Raw genomic sequence first — 16017 nt, forward strand, 5'->3', positions numbered from 1 at the left:
CATACCTAATCCTCGGGCGACGAAGAAGGAGACCCACCTTGCCACGCACCGTCTACTACACCGCAACGACCCTTGACGGCTACATTGCGGACCCGAGCGATTCCCTCGAGTGGCTGCTGAGGCAGCCCAACGATGAGTCGGACGACAACTTCTTCGCCGGCATCGGGGCGACGGTCATGGGTGCGACGACCTATGAATGGCTGCTGCGCAATCACGAGGGTAAGTGGCCGTATTCCATACCAACGTGGGTGATGACCCATCGAGATCTGCCGAAGCCGTCGAAGGACGAAGGCTCTGAGGATCCGGACATCCGTTTTGCCAAAGGCTCGGTCGCCGACCACTACGTGGAGATGTGCATGGCCACAGGAGACCACGACCTGTGGATCATGGGCGGTGGTGGCGTAGCCGGGCAGTTCGTCGACGAGGGACTCCTCGACGAGATCATCACCTGGACGGCACCGGTGACCTTAGGATCGGGGCGCCCACTGCTTCCGCGCCGACTCGACCTTGAGCTCCTCGACGTCGATTGGAAGGGACCGTTCGTGGTCTCCCGGCACAAGGTGGTCGGGGCACTGGCAGAGGACCAATAGGGGGCGGTTCCGCGTAGTCAACGATGTTCGAGACTGAGAAGCGGACCTCCCAATGTTCGGGAGATCCGCTTCTCAGCCGAGTGCATTTATCAGGGACCGAAGGTCAGCCGACCTGCAGCTCTCCCATTTCGTCCCAGCCGTCTCCGTCGATCTGGCGCGAGATGATCTTCGGCGTTGAGGCAAGAGCGCTGTTCATCGGCCCGCCGTCTGCGGTCGCCTTCTGGAAATGATCGGACTTCACGTGCGCTTCGGCGGCGTCGTCATCGAAGGCTTCGACGAGGACGTACTCATTGGGGTCATCGAGACTCCGTGACCAGTCGAACCATTTGTTTCCCGGTTCTGCTCGGGTCGCCTCGGTGAATTCCTTGGTGATCTGTGGCCATTCTTCGGCCTTCTCGGGCTTGACCTGGAACTTGACGACGATGAAAATCATGTGGATCCTTTCGTAGCTGATTGGGTTGGCGGTGTCTTCGCCAGCTCTGGTGTTGGTGTGGGCGCGGAGTGGTTTATGAGAACTGCATGCCGCCGTCGACGAGCATGGTCTGGCCGGTGATGTAATCCGAGTCCTCGCTGGACAGGAACGACACGAGGTTCGCGACATCCTCGGGAACCGATACACGTCCGAGGAGAATGTCTCCTGCGTACTTCTTGATCGCTTCCCCTTTGGCCAGTCCCTCCTGTTCTCCGAGTTTCTCATCGATGAGGTCCCACATCGAGGTTCCCACAATGCCTGGTCCGTAGGCGTTGACGGTGATCCCGTGTTTCGCCCACTCCATCGCGGCACCCTGAGTCAGCCCACGCACAGCCCACTTCGTGGCTGAATAGGGCGAGAGCAGTGCGAACGGGCGGAAGGCGACGATCGACGCCGCGCCGATGATCTTTCCGCCGTTGCCCTGTGCGATCATCTGCTTGGCAGCGGCCTGGTAGGACAGAAACACACCGGTGATGTTGACGTTGAGGATCTTCTCGAAATCCTCTTTCGAGTAGTCGATCAGGGGTTCGACCTGAGCGATGCCGGCATTGGCCACGAAGACGTCGAGCTTCCCGCCCACCTCGACGGCCTTCTTGACCAGTGCTTCGACCGAGGCCTCATCGGTGACGTCGACCTCGGTTCCGGTGGCCTTGCCACCGGCGGCTTCGATGGTCGCTACCGTCTCCTGCACCCCCTCCTGCATTACGGGTAGGTCTGCCACGATGACGTGGTGGCCGTCGGCGCCGAGGCGCTGTGCAATGCCCTGTCCGATTCCTCGTGCTGATCCCGTGACGACAGCGACGCTGGTGGTCGTGCTCATGGTTGTACTCCTTCGTGTCTCGTCGTTGAGTGAGTACGCTCATTCTGTGCGCGAGGGACCCCCGGAAAATACGGTCCTTCTCATGTGGCGAGAAACTGAGCTCGCCGAGGTGGGTCTCGGCTTCTCAGCGGGAGCCGCCGCGCAGGTACCGCGAGCACAGCCCCGCGTGCTCACGCAGCGCGGTGTCGAATGCCTTCGCTCGTCCCGTCGCCTTGGTCGAAGGGGTGCTGATCGCGATGGCTCCGACCTGCATGCCTGTGCCGTTGTGGACTGGCACCGCCGCGCAGGTCTGGCGCGGCAGGAACTCGTCGTGTTCCCAGGCGATCCCGCGTGTGGCCACCTCGTCGAGGTGGGTGTCGAGCAGGTCCCGGCGCACGATCGTGTGTGGGGTGAGCACGGGCATTCCGCGGGCGTCGAGATACTCGGTGCGCTGCGTCTCCGGCATGGCAGAGAGCAGGATCTTGCCGAAGGCGGTGGCATGTGCGGCCTCGTTGAAGCCGAACCGAAGCGGGCGGAGGCGGGGGTGCTTCTCGCAGTCGGAGGAGTAGGTCAGCAGAATGTCCGACCCTCGGTAGATCGCAAAATAGGCGGCCGTGCCCAGGCTGCGATGCAGTTCATCGGTGATCTGACGGATGGGCTGCGGAGCGATGAGGCGCTGTTGGAATGAGAGCCCGAGCTCAAAGCACTTCGGCCCGAGCTCGAAGCTCTTTTCGTCCTTGAGGTAGACGAGGTAGCTGCTGTCCTCGAGCTCGTGGAGCAGACGATAAACAGTGGGGAGAGGGATCTCGAGACGATCGGCCACGGCCTTCGCTGAAACACTTCCCGAGGAGGACACCGCCTCGAGCACGGAGAAGACTCGGTTGATGACGGTGCTGTTCGACATTCGCGCTCCCATGTTTATCGTCTCGTGAGAATAAGGATAGTGCCCGGTGGTCCAGATCACATAGGTTGCTTATGACCGGTTCGGCAATGGTGCCCGGGACCCCCGGGGCATCAGCAGAGGAGCAAAGGAGCACCCACATGGCATTCCCCGCCAAATTTCCGTCGCTGAACGCGATGGAGATGACCGATGAGGCCCGACAGACTCTTGTCAGAGTGCTGCGCGTGGCATTTCCACACGAGAATTTTCCCGATGGCCCCTACGAGCGGACTGCCGATAAGATCCTCGTCGAAGCCGACGCCGAGACCTGGTTTCGGGTGGCTCTCATCCAAGGGCTGCAGTCGCTCGACCAGCTCTCCGACAAGAGCTTCTGCTCATTGGACGATGACGAAGCCCTGCGGGTGCTGCGCCGCGTCGAAGGCACAGAGTTTTTCGGATTCGTCCGACGCACCGCAGCGCTGAGCCTCTACGACGATGAAGAGGTATGGGAGATCCTGGGCTACCAAGGACCATCGTTCGACCAGGGCGGCTACGTCAATCGAGGATTCAACGATCTCGACTGGCTGCCCGAACCGCGCATCCTCTATCCGGAGGGAGAGGAGCTGCCGGAACTGGGTCCCGGCGCTCACGTGGGACCGCAGATTGTCAACGCGGCCGACACATCGACGAATCAGCCCAGTGCCGAGCAGGCAGACATGGGCGAGGTGAAGAAGTGATGGCAGCGAAGCCAGCGTCCGGTGGCAGCGTCACCGGCTACAGCATTGACCAGACCGAAGAAGCGGTCGTCATCATCGGGTCCGGTGCCGGTGGCGGCACACTCGCCTATGAGCTGACCGCCAAGGGCATCCCGGTCGTCGTCCTCGAAGCAGGTCCCTATCTGGGACACGACGACTACGTCAACAACGAATGGGAAGCGTTCAACCAGATGGCCTGGCTGGATCCGCGGACGACGACCGGATCATGGCAAGTCTCCAGGGACTTCCCCAACCTGCCCGCATGGATCGTCAAGGCGGTGGGCGGGACGACCACCCATTGGTCCGGAGCCACCCCGCGTTTCAAGAACCATGAGTTCCGTGCCCGCAGTGCCTATGGACGCATCGAGGGAGCCAATCTCCTCGACTGGCCGATCACCCTCGACGAGATGGCTCCTTATTACGACCGAGCTGAGAAGTCGATGGGCTCGACTCACGTCCACGGTCGACCACCGCTGCCGGCGAACAACAACTACAAGGTCTTCGCCAACGGTGCGAAAGAGGTCGGGTACCGCTACTACGCGACTGGCCCCTATGCCACCAATGCCGAGGAATACGACGGCCGTCCCGCTTCGATCCAGGATGGCTTCAACTTCCAGGGGGACAAGAACAAGTCGAAATGGTCGACCCTGGTCAGGGAGATACCACGAGCAGCGGAGACGGGTCTGCTCGATCTGCGACCCGATTCTCAGGCTGTCCAGATCACCCATGATTCAGAAGGCAACGCCGACGCCGTCCTCTACCTCGACGGGGACGGCAATCTGCAGCGTCAGGCCGCGAAACTGGTGTGCGTGGCCGGCAACTCGATCGAAACTCCCAGGCTGCTGCTCCTCTCAGGCACACCGAGTTTCCCAGACGGGCTCGCGAACTCCTCGGGCCAGGTGGGACGCAACTACATGCGCCATCTCACCGGGACAGTGTGGGGCCACTTCGACAAGCCGGTGCGCATGTACCGCGGTGAGACCATGGCAGGCGTCATCGCCGACGAGTCGATCCACGATCCCGACCGTGGATTCGCAGGCGGCTACTACATGGAGACGATCTCACTGGGCCCGGCCTTCATGTCGGCATTCGTCGAACCCGGCGCCTGGGGCCCTGACTTCGCCGCACTCATGGACCGCTACCTCAACACGGCGGGCATGTGGATCGTCGGGGAGGACCTGCCGCAGGAGTCCAACCGGATCACACTGAACACCACGGTCAAGGACCAGCACGGTCTGCCCGTCCCGAACGTCCACTACGACGATCACGCGAATGATCTGGCGATGCGCGAACACGGATACGCTGCAGGTGAAAGCGTCTACAAGGCGGTCGGGGCCCAGACCTCTCACCGCACGCCGCCGTATCCGTCGACGCACAATCTGGGCACTGCGAGAATGAGCGAACGACCCGAGGACGGTGTGGTCGACAAATGGGGTCGCGCCCATGATGTGAAGAACCTCTTCATCTCCGACGGTTCGGTCTTCACCTCAAGTGCGGCGGCCAATCCGACTCTGACCATCGTCGCGCTCGCGATCCGGCAGGCGGAATACATCGCCGAACAGCTGCGCACTCAGCAGCTTTAGGAAGGAACCACATGTCCCTGCTTTCTCCTGTCGACACGGGACTCATCGACCAATTGCGGGCCGCAGTCGATGAGGTCGGTGCTCGTGCCAGCGACCGTCTGGCCGCGGCACATGATGCTTCCCACTACCTGCTGACACCGCAGGCTGTGGTGAAGCCCCGCAGCCGCGAGGAGGTGGCGGCACTGTTCTCGGCCTCACGGCGCAGTGGGGTGCCGATGACCTTCCGCTCCGGTGGAACCAGTCTGTCCGGGCAGTCCGTCTCGGATGCGGTGCTCGTCGACACGCGAAGGCATTTCAGGGCTATCGACGTCCTCGACGACGGTGCCCGGGTCCGCTGCGGGCCCGGGGCCGTGGTCAGGGCTGTGAATGCGCGACTGCTGCGGCACGGGCGCAAACTCGGTCCCGACCCGGCCAGTGAGGTGGCCTGCACCATCGGCGGGGTCGTTGCCAACAACTCCTCGGGCATGGCCTGCGGGATCGAAGCGAACACCTATCGGACGCTTGACTCGGCAGTTCTCGTTCTTCCCAGTGGAACCGTGCTGGACACCTCGGCGACGGACGCTGATGAACAGCTGCGGACACGAGAGCCAGTTCTCCACGCGGGTCTGCTTGAGCTCCGAGATCGGATCCGGACCGACGCCGAGGCGGTCGAGACGATCACCCGGCTCCACTCCATCAAGAACACCATGGGATACGGCCTCAACTCGTTCATCGACCACGATGACCCGGTGCGCATCCTCGAACATCTCGTCATCGGCAGCGAGGGGACTCTCGCCTTCGTCGCCGAGGCGACCTTCCTCACCGTGCCGCTGCTGGCCCACGCCTCGACAGGACTGCTCGTCTTCGACGATCTGCCCGCGGCCACCTCGGTGCTCCCGGAGATCATCGCTACGGGCGCTGCCACGGTCGAACTCCTCGATGCCACGAGTCTGCGGGTCGCCCAACGCGACGAGAAGTGCCCGGAGGAGATCCGGGATCTCGACGTGGACGCCCACTGCGCCCTGCTCGTGGAATTCCAGGAGGAGACGAAGGAAGGCCTCGGCCGGGCAGTGTCGACGGCGTTGCCTGTCTTCGAAGCATTCTCATTGAGCCGACCAGCCGAGCTCACGGTCGACCCGCGACGGCGATCTGCTCTGTGGCACACTCGCAAGGGCCTGTTCACAGCCGTCGCCGGCAACCGTCCTTCAGGGACCGCGGCACTGCTCGAGGACATCGCTGTCCCGGTCGATCGCCTCGGCGAGACCTGCACTGGGTTGAGCGAGCTGTTCGACCAATACGACTACGCCGATGCCGTGATCTTCGGGCACGCGAAGGACGGCAACATCCACTTCATGATCACCGAGGAATTCGGGAGTGGAACCGGCGGCGAGGACTTCGACCTCGACCGATACGAAGCATTCACCGAGAAGATGGTCGACCTCGTCCTCTCCCGCGGGGGAACGCTCAAGGCCGAACACGGCACGGGGCGGATCATGGCCCCATTCGTCAGGCGTCAGGTCGGTGACGATCTCTATGCCGTGATGAAGCGGGTCAAGGCACTGGTCGATCCGCAGTCTCTGCTCAACCCGGGTGTCCTGCTCAGCGATGATCCGAAGGCGCATCTGCGCGATCTCAAGACCACCCCGACCACAGAGGCGGAGGTCGACCGCTGCGTCGAATGCGGATATTGCGAACCTGTGTGCCCGAGCCGCGACCTCACCTTGACTCCGCGCGAACGCATCGTTCTGCGACGCGAAGTCGCCCGCGCCGAGGCGGCAGGGGACGAAGAGCTGACCCGGACGCTGCGCAGTGAGTACGATTACGACGGGATTGAGACCTGTGCCGTCGACGGCATGTGCCAGACGGCGTGCCCGGTCTTCATCAACACCGGAGACCTCGTGCGCAGGCTGCGCCAGGAGAACACGAACACGATCGAAGAAGCCGGCTGGAACGCTGCCGCCAAGGCGTGGGGGCTGGCCAGCTCGGCCGGGGGAGTGGCATTGAGCTCCGCGAAGGCGATGCCCACGCAGGTGTCCGCAGCGGCCACGGGAATCGGTCGCAAGATCTTGGGTGATGACACCGTGCCCAGCTACTCTGCTGATCTGCCGGCCGGGGGTTCCAAACGTGTGGCTGTCTCGGCGTCGAATCCGGATGTCGTGTGGTTCTCCAGCTGCACGAACACGATGTTCGGACCAGAAGACGGTGGCAGCGGAGATGGGGTGGCCGGTGCCTTCCGCCGCCTGTGCGAACGAGCCGGGATCTCGCTGCGCACTCCGCGGGGCATTCCCTCTCTGTGCTGCGGCACCCCGTGGAAGTCGAAGGGGATGGCCGAGGGATATGCCACGATGCGCAAGTATGTGCGCAGAGAGCTGTGGGCGGCCACCGACGGCGGACGAATCCCCATCGTCTGTGACGCGTCCTCCTGCACAGAGGGGCTGCGCGTACTTCTCGGTGACGCGACGGAGTCGACCGACGAGGGCGGCGCGAACGACGGGGCCGACGCGACGGACAGGGGTGACGCAACGGAGGATTTCGAGATCATCGACGCTGTGGCCTTCGCCACGCAGACTCTGCTCCCTGCACTGCAGGATCGGGGCGTGGTCTCGACCGGACACCGTCTGGCCTCGATCACCCTCCACCCCACATGCTCGTCGACCCAGCTGGGAATCAACGAGGACCTGAGCGCGCTCGCCGGGTCCATCGCAGAGGAGGTCAGCGTGCCCGATTCCTGGGGCTGCTGTGCCTTCGCGGGGGATCGGGGAATGCTCCATCCTGAGCTCACCGCCTCGGCGACGAAGGACGAGGCTGCCGAGGTCGAATCGATCGGCGCGGACATTCACGCGTCGACGAACAGAACGTGTGAGATCGGGATGACCCGGGCGACGGGGAAGCCCTATCGCCACATCCTTGAAGCCCTCGACGAGCTCGTGGATCAGGCCTGAATCTGAGGCAGCCCGGCGTTCATCCGGATGCCGGGCATCCCTGGCATCAGCGAGCCGCGTGTGATTCGATGCACATATGACTCAAGCATTGGAAACGCATCGCGCTCGCCTCGCCGCCGGAGAGATCTACAATGGACTGTGGATGATGTCGACGAGCCAGGAGCTGGCGAAGATCGGCTCGGCCGCAGGGTATGACTATGTGTGCCTTGACATGCAGCACGGCTTCACTCGTCCGACTGACGTTCTGCGCCTGAGCGATGCCATCCGGGCCAGTGGATCTGCCCTGGTCACCGCAAGGGTCTCAGCAAACCGCTTCACCGAGATCGGCATGCTCGCCGACGCCGGCGTCGAAGCCGTCATCGTGCCGCTCGTGTCCAACGTCGCCGAGGCGGAAGCTGCCGTTTCCGCACTCGACTACCCGAGCCGCGGCGGCGACCGTTCCTGGGGCCCGACCGCCGAACTCATGCACAACGCGGTCCAAGACACCCGAGACGAGCGTCCGCTCTTGTTCGTGATGATCGAGAACAAGGAGGGTCTGGCCAACGTCGAGAATATCTGCGAAGTCCCAGGCATCGACGGTGTGTACGTCGGTCCCGCCGACCTCGCTTTCGCCGTCGACGCGCTGCCCGGTCAGCCCAATGACGCCCACGCCGAGGCGCTCGTGCGGATCCGCACGGCAGCTGACAAAGCCGGCATCGTTCCCGGTATCCACTGTGGTGACGGTGCGGAAGCCAAGGCTCGGAAGGAACTGGGATTCCGCTTCATCACCTCGGCGGGGGACATCGGTGCCGCTGGGCGCGCGTTCCGGGAGGACCTGGCGACGGCGCGAGGCTGAACACAGTGACGTCTCATGCCTAACGTCAGCAGAGGGCCGGGGATCTCGAGGAAAAGTTCGAGATCCCCGGCCCTCTGTTTCGGCAATGAAGCAGTCGGCAGTCGTGGTGAGAAGTCAATATGTAGTGATTCCTACAGGGTATTGAAACATGCGAAAACAATCTTGGACAGGCATCACTAATTCACGAATACTGGAACGCACCACAGTTGTTCCACGTCACCTACGCATTGCCAACTTTGTTCATGGACCAGAACCCAATGGAGGGATCGCCGATGACCACCACACCTCGCATCGAAGCCGATGCAGTTCAACCCGTGGAGGCCGACTCGCCGCCAGTGAAGCCGCCGAAGCGGCCGAAGCCATCGCTGATCAAATCTGAGTCAGTTTCCGCAGGCATCAAAGCCGTTGTCGGGCTTGTCGCGTTGTTCGCGCTGTGGGAACTCATGGTCGTCATCTTCGATTTCCCGAAGTATCTGCTCGTCGGCCCTATCTCTGCGTTTGAAGAACTGTTCACTAATCCTGGCTATTTCGCCGTCAACGCTCTCACCACCTTGCAAGAGGGCTTGGCAGGTTTTGCGCTCGGAACCGCCCTGGGCGTGCTCTGCGGAGCGATGCTCTACTACGCCGCGTTCCTCCGGCCCTTCCTCTACCCGGCACTCATCGCCATCGATACGATCCCTAAGGTTGCCTTGGCACCGCTGTTCATCGTGTGGTTTGGGTTCGGCTTCGAATCGAAGGCCTTTGTAGCAATGGCCATCGCGTTCTTCCCCCTCGTCATCAACACGTTCGACGGTTTGAACTCCGTTCCGCATGAGCTGCGAGACCTGGCGCGCATCAACCGTGCGTCAAAGCTGAAGAAGATGATGAAGATCGACTTCATCTATGCGCTTCCGTCGATTTTCACGGGAGCCAAGATCTCGATCTCCCTGGCGGTCGGCGGTGCCGTCGTCGGCGAGTTCATCGCGGGATCCAAGGGGCTCGGCTATGTCATTCTCCTCGCCAATGCGCAGGTGGACCTGCCGTCCATGTTCGCGGCATTCATCGTTCTCGCAGCCATCGCGCTTCTGCTCTTCTTCATCCTCGACCTTGTATCGAAGAAGCTGCTGCCGTGGAAGAACTACACGAAATGAGAGGCAGCGCTATGCACATCATGAAGAAACTTCTCGTCGCTCCGCTTCTCCTTTCCGTTGTCGGTCTGGCAGGATGCGCACCCGAGGACGGTCTCGACGACTTCAACCTCATGGTCGATGTCGCCTACCTGCCCAAGCACGCACCATTTTTCGCCGCCGAGGCGGAGGGGTTCTTTGAGGAAGAAGGCTTCGACGTTGCTCTTATGCCAGGGTCGGGTTCGACGAACACGGTGACCTCGGTCGAAACGGGTCGAGTCGATGCCGGGTGGGCCGACTTCGGTGCCACAATCCTCAGCCAGGGCAAAGGAGCGCACGTCAAACAGGTGAACCTGCTCCAAGCACGCTCGGCCTATGCAACGATCGCGCTCGAAAGTTCAGGCATTGAGTCCTGGGAAGATATGAAGGGCAAAACCGTCGCCACCGAAGGCGCCGGAGCCATGACAGCCATGTGGCCGCTCGCGATCGAACGAAGCGGACTCAAAGAGGAAGACGTCAACGTCGTCCACGCGACAGGTGAATCGAAGATACCCGGACTCCTGGCAGACCGATGGGATGCGAACCTTGCTCTCTACGTCTCGGATGAGCCGGCGCTGATGGCACTCGGTGAGAAGGCGAACATACTCAAGTGGTCCGATGTCGGAATAGATCTCTATGGCAATGGAATCGTGGTCTCAGACGAGGCTCTCGCCAACGACCCTGACCGAGTCAAGAGGTTCAACAGGGCCATGCAGAAAGGATTCCTGTGGGCATGTGCGAATCCCGATCAGACGGCCGAGGACTTCACGAAGGAAGTCCAGGGTTATGAAGCAGATACTGTGACCTATGCGCTCAAATCTCAATGCGAACTGAACTGGGCCACCGGAGATGCCGATGATCAGTTCGGCACGATGAGCGACAAAGGTGTGGAGCAGATGCTCACCGTGGCCACCGACTTCCTGGGCCTCGAAGATTCGTCCGAGATCACAGTTGATGACATCTATTCGAATGACTACATCGATCCGATTCGCCACGACGAAGACGTCGCGGCCCCCACCAAGTGAATGGAGAACGACCATGACCACTGATTACGCCATTTCAGTCAACAACGTCGGCAAGACATACACCTCTCGAGACGGCCAGGAGAATGTGGTCCTCAAGGGACTCGACTTCCACGTCAACCCGGGAGAATTCGTCTCAATCGTCGGGCAATCCGGCAGTGGAAAGACCACGCTGCTCAATACGATCTCCGGGCTCCAAGAAGCGTCGGAGGGAGAGATCCTCATCCGCGGCCGCGAGATCAGCGCGGCACTCAAAGACATCGGCATGGTGTTCCAGAGCCCTGTCCTACTGCCGTGGCGCAACAACCTCGACAACGTGCTGTTGCCTCTCGAATTCCGCGATGCAGTCACTCCGGAGTCCAAGGACCACGCAATGGAGCTGCTGCACATGGTCGGACTTGGGGAGAAGGCGACTCGGTATTCCTATGAACTCAGTGGGGGTATGCAGCAGCGAGTCGCCATCTGCCGTGCACTGGTGTCGCGTCCGGAGATCCTTCTCATGGATGAGCCCTTCGGTGCGCTCGACGCCATGACACGCGATTCTATGAACTTCGAGATCCAGAGAATCTGGCGCCGCACCGGCTGCAGCGTCCTCTTCGTCACCCACAGCATCTCCGAAGCCGTGTGGCTGGCTGACCGTGTCGTTGTCGTCGGTGACCGTCCTGGGCGAATTGTCGCCGACGTCAAGGTCGACATAGAACGCCCCCGTGCGAAGGAACACAAATTCTCCGACAATTTCGCCAGATACGTGGCAGAGATCGAATCACACATCGGAGTGACGGCAGGAATCAGCTGAGCGGAACGTCGACTCAGCCCGATGAACACACCACACGAGGCGAACAGGTCTCACGAAGCAAATATGGAGTTGAAAACGCAATGATCAAACTGACAACAGACAAGACACGCCTGGCTGATTCCTTCGGATTGGATGCCCAGAAAAGTCTGCTGTTCTCTGCGATTCGTCTGGATTCGAGTCCCTTGGTCGCACCGATCGTCGCTGATACGGCCGAGGGTGAGGTGCTGCTCGTACGTCAGCAGGAGCAGGGAAACGCCCTGTCCGCCGGTGTGCCGAAAGACCGAATGAGGTTCTACGCGCCATGGGTGACGATCGATCCGCGGATCGTCGCCGACACCCCAGCGTCTGCATCGCTGACAACCCTGGTGGGCGAGCTGGCTGATGGCGAACAGATCGGTCTCGCATCTGATGTCGTCATGAAGCACTACTCAGCCCTGTCGGAGAGCCTCGATGTTGTTGCCGACAAACAGCCGACCACTCCGGTCGTTGCCTACGAGGTTGACACCGAGGCTGTGCTCGAACGGTTCGCACAGTGGCGCAGACTCGGAGCCGAGACCGCCAAGAGGCTCATTCAGGACGTCGACCATCTCTCGGGCCTCGACAAGGAGATCCAGTCGGATACCGATACCCGCTATACGGCATTGCAGTCTCTGGCGAAGGACGAGGGGCTTGATGCCGTCCTCATCTCCGCGCCCCCGAACTTCAGCGAGCTCGTCGGGGCTCGGCAGGGCGGGGACCAGCTGGCCCTCTGGTCTGCACGCGATGAAAAGCTCTATGTGCTCGCACCCGAAACCGTTCACGGAGTGGGAGGGACTCCGGTTGGTCGGTTCGCCGGATACGGTGCCGGGGCCGTGGCGCTTGCACACGGCACACATATCGGGGTGGAAGAAGAATGGATCCCGACCGGACTGCTGCTCGAACTGGAATCCGAAGGCGCCAACGTGAGCGAGCTGTCGACCCCGCTCGGACACTGGCGAGACATCCGCGACCACGAAGATCTGGGATTCCAAATCGTTGCTGCCAGATGCAGCGTCTTCGCCATCGAGGAAGCGCTGAGTTGGGCCACCGACTCTTTGGCAGCCGGCGAAGAATTCACCGAACTCGACATCTACGCACGTTACGTCGATAAGATCGTCGAATTCAGGACGGATAATGCAATACCCTTCGCGATCGAGCCCTATTTCACGAATCTGCACTCCTCGAACCGGATGCTCTTCCCCGGGCCCCCGGTCGATTACCCGATCAACGACGAAACCACGTGCATCCAGCTCGACGCCGGTGTCCGCATCACCTTCGACGACATTACCGTGGCGACATCTGACATGGCACGCTCGCTGCCTCGCACCGAGGGTGCGAAACGGGCTTATGAGTTCTTCTTCGATGTTGTCCGTAAGGGCATCATCGGTCAGCTGAAGCCTGGAGTGGTCTGCGAAGACGTCCACGAAGGGACATTGGACTACCTCGCGCCTCACCTCGAGCGGATGATTGAGATCGGCATGCTTGGAGAGGACGTGGACTTCAACACGGAATACCGCAAGCGCAACGTCGGGCACCTCATGGGCAAGCAGGAATCGTTCGCCAACGAACTGCGGCCCGGGTACAAGCATGTGCTGCAAGTCGGATCCTTCGGAGCGGCGGAGATTCCCTGGCGCTACGGAAACGTCGCGATCGGCACAGAGGACCTCTGGTACGTCGGCAACGATCGGACATACATCCTCTCGAAGCGCTGAAGCTGACGGGCCGCGCGTAGGCAGAATACGCGTGGTGAGAAGCATTCAGGGCGGGCGCTCCACACTGGAGCGCCCGCCCTGAAAGCGTTCAGTTGAAAAGATCGTGCGGGACGGCGATGACAGTCGTCGCAGGCGCAGGCGCAGGCGCAGGTGAATGATGAAGCGGTCCGGTCGACACATCGACCGGACCGCTTCACTGGTGCGCTGGCAGCATGAGTGCTGATCAGCTGGTGCTCAATGCAGATCAGCCCTTGAGGTTGACGACTGCTTCGATTTCGACCGGGGAGTTCGCCGGGAGGCGGGGAACTCCCAGCGCGGTCCGTGCATGCCGACCGACTTCACCCAGCGCGTCGACGAGGAGCTTAGATGCGCCCTCTGCGACGATCGGATGCTTGCTGAAGTGGGCTGGGCTGGCCACATAGACGTTGAGTTTGGCGATGCTCTCGACGTTCTCAAGACCGAGGTTGGTCTCCAGCTGAGCGATGAGGTTGACCGCACACAGCTGAGCAGCGGCGATACCGTCCTCGACACTCAGGTCATCACCGACGACGCCTTGGACTGGGACCACCCCGCCCTGCTTGGCGATCTGTCCCGAAACGAAGGCGAGATGCCCCGCGACAGTGACTGTCTTGTAGCTGTAGCTGGCAGGATTCGCCTCGGGAAGGTCGAAACCGAGATCGCCGAGGCGACGACGCACTCCGTCAGAGATCGACTCTCTCACAGTGTTCGCAGGAGTGTCCTCTCGTCGATCCCCGACCGTCCCCGCGATGTACTTGCCATCGATGGTGCGACCGATGCTCCAGGGATTCGACGCTTGGAGAGCTGATGGCAGAATCGCATCGGGGATGTTCTGGTAAGCAACAGGTCGAAGGAAGCGATCGATCGCGGTGGCACCCACCGAGGTGGTCTGGGGAGCCGAAGTCGCAGGGAAGGGGCCCCCGTGGATCATCGCGTGGCCGACTTCGACACCAGTCGGCCAGCCGTTGACGATGATGCGGCCGACGGTGAGCTCGAGCTCCTGCACCAGGGCGTTCGCGATGTCGATGTCCTGGTCACTCATCTGCAGAGTCGCGGTCAGCTGCCCCTCTAGAGCCCAGACCACGTCGAGCAGTTGGTCGGAGGAGTCGTAGCGCACAATGAGAGCGGCCGACCCGAAGATCTCGTTCTGCAGTTCTGCGTTCGAAGAGAAGTCAGTGACCGAGATCGTGAAGACGCGCGGTCCCGGTGCGTTAGCGGTGTCCCCGGTACGACCTTGTGCGAGTGCTGAGACGCCAGACTGAGCCGCAAGCTGGTCAACGCCGTGCTGCCATGAGTCGGCGATAGCCGGAGTGAGCATGGTCTGACCGGCGGCATCGTTGAAATCCTTCGCGATGCGCGCTTCCAGTTCATCGCCGCGTTCACCCGTGGGGATGAACAGGAGGCCGGGGGAGGTGCACAACTGTCCTGAGGACCCTGTCACGGCAGTGAAGAAGCCTCGGGACACCTCGGCGACGTCATCTGAGATGGCGCCCGGGAGCACGAAGACAGGGTTGATCGAGCTCATCTCGGCAAAGACGGGGATCGGCACCGGGCGAGCCGCGGCGGTGGCGGACAGCGACAGTCCGGCGGTCCTAGAACCTGTGAAGCCGACGGCAGCGATCCGGGGATCGGCAGCCAGCTGTTGTCCCACCTGCGCGCCGGGGCCGTAGACGAGCGAGAAGACACCGGGGTGGAGGTCATTGTCCGCAATGGCGCGGGTGATGGCGGCCCCGACCAGCTCATTTGTGCCGGGGTGAGCGTTGTGTGCCTTGACGACGACCGAGCAGCCTGCGGCCAGCGCCGAAGCAGTGTCCCCGCCTGCTGTTGAAAAGGCAAGTGGGAAGTTGCTGGCGCCGAAGACCGCTACGGGCCCCAGCGGCACTTGGCGCTGGCGAATATCAGGGCGCGGCAGTGGTGAGCGATCGGGGAGCGCGGGATCGATGCGTGCTCCGTGGGCATCTCCGAGGACGACGACCGAGGCGAACAGACGCAGCTGGTTGGCGGTTCTGGTGATCTCTCCGTTCAGGCGCCCTGCGGGAAGACCTGTCTCCTGCCCAGCTCGTTCGACGATGCGCCCTGCATCGGCTTCGATGTTCGCGGCGATGTCTTCGAGGAACTTCGCCCGCAGCGTCGGCGAGATTCTGCGATAGGACGCGAACGCAGACTGTGCCTCAGCGATGGCCGTGGAAACCTGTTCCTCGGTCAGCAGGGTGAATGCGGGCTCCAGCTCCTCGCCTGTCGCGGGATTGACGGCGTGTGCGGTGCCGCCCTGCCCTGGTGTGGTCGTGCCGGCGATGATCGATGAGCCGGAGAGACTCGAGCGTGATGATTCGACGCCCGTGGCGGTTGTCGTGTCGGTGAGCTGTGTCGTCATGAGTGACCTCTGTTCCTGGTAGCGATGTCGGCGCCGACCGGCTCATGCCGATCGGCGCCGATCTCTGGGTTAGCTGCTGTATCGGTGGCGCCTGCGC

General features: G+C 61.9%; 13 protein-coding genes. 9 read left to right on the forward strand and 4 right to left on the reverse strand.

The window, feature by feature from the left end:
* The first annotated feature begins 38 nt into the window (after nucleotides 1-38).
* The gene (locus tag LQ788_RS01230) at nucleotides 39-590 is read left to right on the forward strand and encodes a dihydrofolate reductase family protein (RefSeq protein ID WP_231444498.1); all 552 of its coding nucleotides are present in this window, start codon (nucleotides 39-41) and stop codon (nucleotides 588-590) included.
* A 103-nt stretch (nucleotides 591-693) separates the two neighbouring features.
* Here LQ788_RS01230 and LQ788_RS01235 read toward each other — a convergent pair whose 3' ends face one another.
* The 3 genes from LQ788_RS01235 to LQ788_RS01245 form a co-directional block, all read right to left on the reverse strand.
* Complete coding sequence (locus LQ788_RS01235; protein ID WP_101557359.1) at nucleotides 694-1023, reverse strand: putative quinol monooxygenase; 330 nt, start codon at nucleotides 1021-1023, stop codon at nucleotides 694-696.
* A gap of 73 nt (nucleotides 1024-1096) precedes the next feature.
* Entirely contained in the window at nucleotides 1097-1882 is a 786-nt protein-coding gene (locus LQ788_RS01240; protein ID WP_231444499.1) for an acetoin reductase, read from the reverse strand.
* Nucleotides 1883-2006: 124 nt separating this feature from the next.
* The gene (locus LQ788_RS01245) at nucleotides 2007-2765 is read right to left on the reverse strand and encodes an IclR family transcriptional regulator (RefSeq protein WP_164513773.1); all 759 of its coding nucleotides are present in this window, start codon (nucleotides 2763-2765) and stop codon (nucleotides 2007-2009) included.
* 137 nt (nucleotides 2766-2902) lie between these two features.
* Between LQ788_RS01245 and LQ788_RS01250 the strand changes: the two genes are divergently transcribed.
* From LQ788_RS01250 to LQ788_RS01285, 8 genes are all read left to right on the forward strand, one after another.
* A complete protein-coding gene (locus LQ788_RS01250; protein ID WP_231444501.1) occupies nucleotides 2903-3478 on the forward strand; it encodes a hypothetical protein in 576 nt (191 codons plus the stop codon).
* Nucleotides 3478-5079, forward strand: a complete 1602-nt coding sequence (locus LQ788_RS01255) for a GMC family oxidoreductase (RefSeq protein WP_231444504.1) — start codon at nucleotides 3478-3480, stop codon at nucleotides 5077-5079. The genes LQ788_RS01250 and LQ788_RS01255 overlap by 1 nt, the downstream gene beginning before the upstream one ends.
* An 11-nt stretch (nucleotides 5080-5090) precedes the next feature.
* Nucleotides 5091-8000 carry an FAD-binding and (Fe-S)-binding domain-containing protein gene (locus tag LQ788_RS01260; RefSeq protein ID WP_231444506.1) on the forward strand — a complete coding sequence of 970 codons (2910 nt, stop codon included), beginning with the start codon at nucleotides 5091-5093 and terminating at the stop codon, nucleotides 7998-8000.
* A gap of 76 nt (nucleotides 8001-8076) precedes the next feature.
* Nucleotides 8077-8835: an HpcH/HpaI aldolase family protein gene (locus LQ788_RS01265; protein WP_231444508.1), complete on the forward strand. Its 759-nt coding sequence runs from the start codon at nucleotides 8077-8079 to the stop codon at nucleotides 8833-8835.
* 242 nt (nucleotides 8836-9077) lie between these two features.
* Nucleotides 9078-9965: an ABC transporter permease gene (locus LQ788_RS01270; protein WP_231444510.1), complete on the forward strand. Its 888-nt coding sequence runs from the start codon at nucleotides 9078-9080 to the stop codon at nucleotides 9963-9965.
* Nucleotides 9962-11005 (forward strand): ABC transporter substrate-binding protein, encoded by a 1044-nt coding sequence (locus tag LQ788_RS01275; RefSeq protein ID WP_231444512.1) that lies wholly within the window; start codon nucleotides 9962-9964, stop codon nucleotides 11003-11005. The genes LQ788_RS01270 and LQ788_RS01275 overlap by 4 nt, the downstream gene beginning before the upstream one ends.
* Nucleotides 11006-11018: 13 nt before the next feature.
* Nucleotides 11019-11798 (forward strand): ABC transporter ATP-binding protein, encoded by a 780-nt coding sequence (locus LQ788_RS01280; RefSeq protein WP_231444514.1) that lies wholly within the window; start codon nucleotides 11019-11021, stop codon nucleotides 11796-11798.
* Between the two features lie 80 nt (nucleotides 11799-11878).
* Nucleotides 11879-13528, forward strand: a complete 1650-nt coding sequence (locus tag LQ788_RS01285; protein WP_231444516.1) for a M24 family metallopeptidase — start codon at nucleotides 11879-11881, stop codon at nucleotides 13526-13528.
* A gap of 244 nt (nucleotides 13529-13772) precedes the next feature.
* Here LQ788_RS01285 and LQ788_RS01295 read toward each other — a convergent pair whose 3' ends face one another.
* Nucleotides 13773-15920, reverse strand: a complete 2148-nt coding sequence (locus LQ788_RS01295) for an aldehyde dehydrogenase family protein (RefSeq protein ID WP_317207057.1) — start codon at nucleotides 15918-15920, stop codon at nucleotides 13773-13775.
* Nucleotides 15921-16017: the final 97 nt, after the last annotated feature.

The sequence above is a fragment of the Brevibacterium zhoupengii genome, from assembly GCF_021117425.1.
Taxonomy (GTDB): Bacteria; Actinomycetota; Actinomycetes; order Actinomycetales; family Brevibacteriaceae; genus Brevibacterium; species Brevibacterium zhoupengii.

Bases quoted from the DNA above. Each gene is read 5' to 3' on its own strand.
- LQ788_RS01245 (WP_164513773.1), bottom strand. From the start codon at position 2,765: ATGTCGAACAGCACCGTCATCAACCGAGTCTTCTCCGTGCTCGAGGCG.
- LQ788_RS01250 (WP_231444501.1), top strand. From the start codon at position 2,903: ATGGCATTCCCCGCCAAATTTCCGTCGCTGAACGCGATGGAGATGACC.
- LQ788_RS01295 (WP_317207057.1), bottom strand. From the start codon at position 15,920: ATGACGACACAGCTCACCGACACGACAACCGCCACGGGCGTCGAATCA.
- LQ788_RS01270 (WP_231444510.1), top strand. From the start codon at position 9,078: ATGGACCAGAACCCAATGGAGGGATCGCCGATGACCACCACACCTCGC.
- LQ788_RS01285 (WP_231444516.1), top strand. From the start codon at position 11,879: ATGATCAAACTGACAACAGACAAGACACGCCTGGCTGATTCCTTCGGA.
- LQ788_RS01255 (WP_231444504.1), top strand. From the start codon at position 3,478: ATGGCAGCGAAGCCAGCGTCCGGTGGCAGCGTCACCGGCTACAGCATT.
- LQ788_RS01260 (WP_231444506.1), top strand. From the start codon at position 5,091: ATGTCCCTGCTTTCTCCTGTCGACACGGGACTCATCGACCAATTGCGG.
- LQ788_RS01265 (WP_231444508.1), top strand. From the start codon at position 8,077: ATGACTCAAGCATTGGAAACGCATCGCGCTCGCCTCGCCGCCGGAGAG.
- LQ788_RS01275 (WP_231444512.1), top strand. From the start codon at position 9,962: ATGAGAGGCAGCGCTATGCACATCATGAAGAAACTTCTCGTCGCTCCG.
- LQ788_RS01240 (WP_231444499.1), bottom strand. From the start codon at position 1,882: ATGAGCACGACCACCAGCGTCGCTGTCGTCACGGGATCAGCACGAGGA.
- LQ788_RS01280 (WP_231444514.1), top strand. From the start codon at position 11,019: ATGACCACTGATTACGCCATTTCAGTCAACAACGTCGGCAAGACATAC.
- LQ788_RS01235 (WP_101557359.1), bottom strand. From the start codon at position 1,023: ATGATTTTCATCGTCGTCAAGTTCCAGGTCAAGCCCGAGAAGGCCGAA.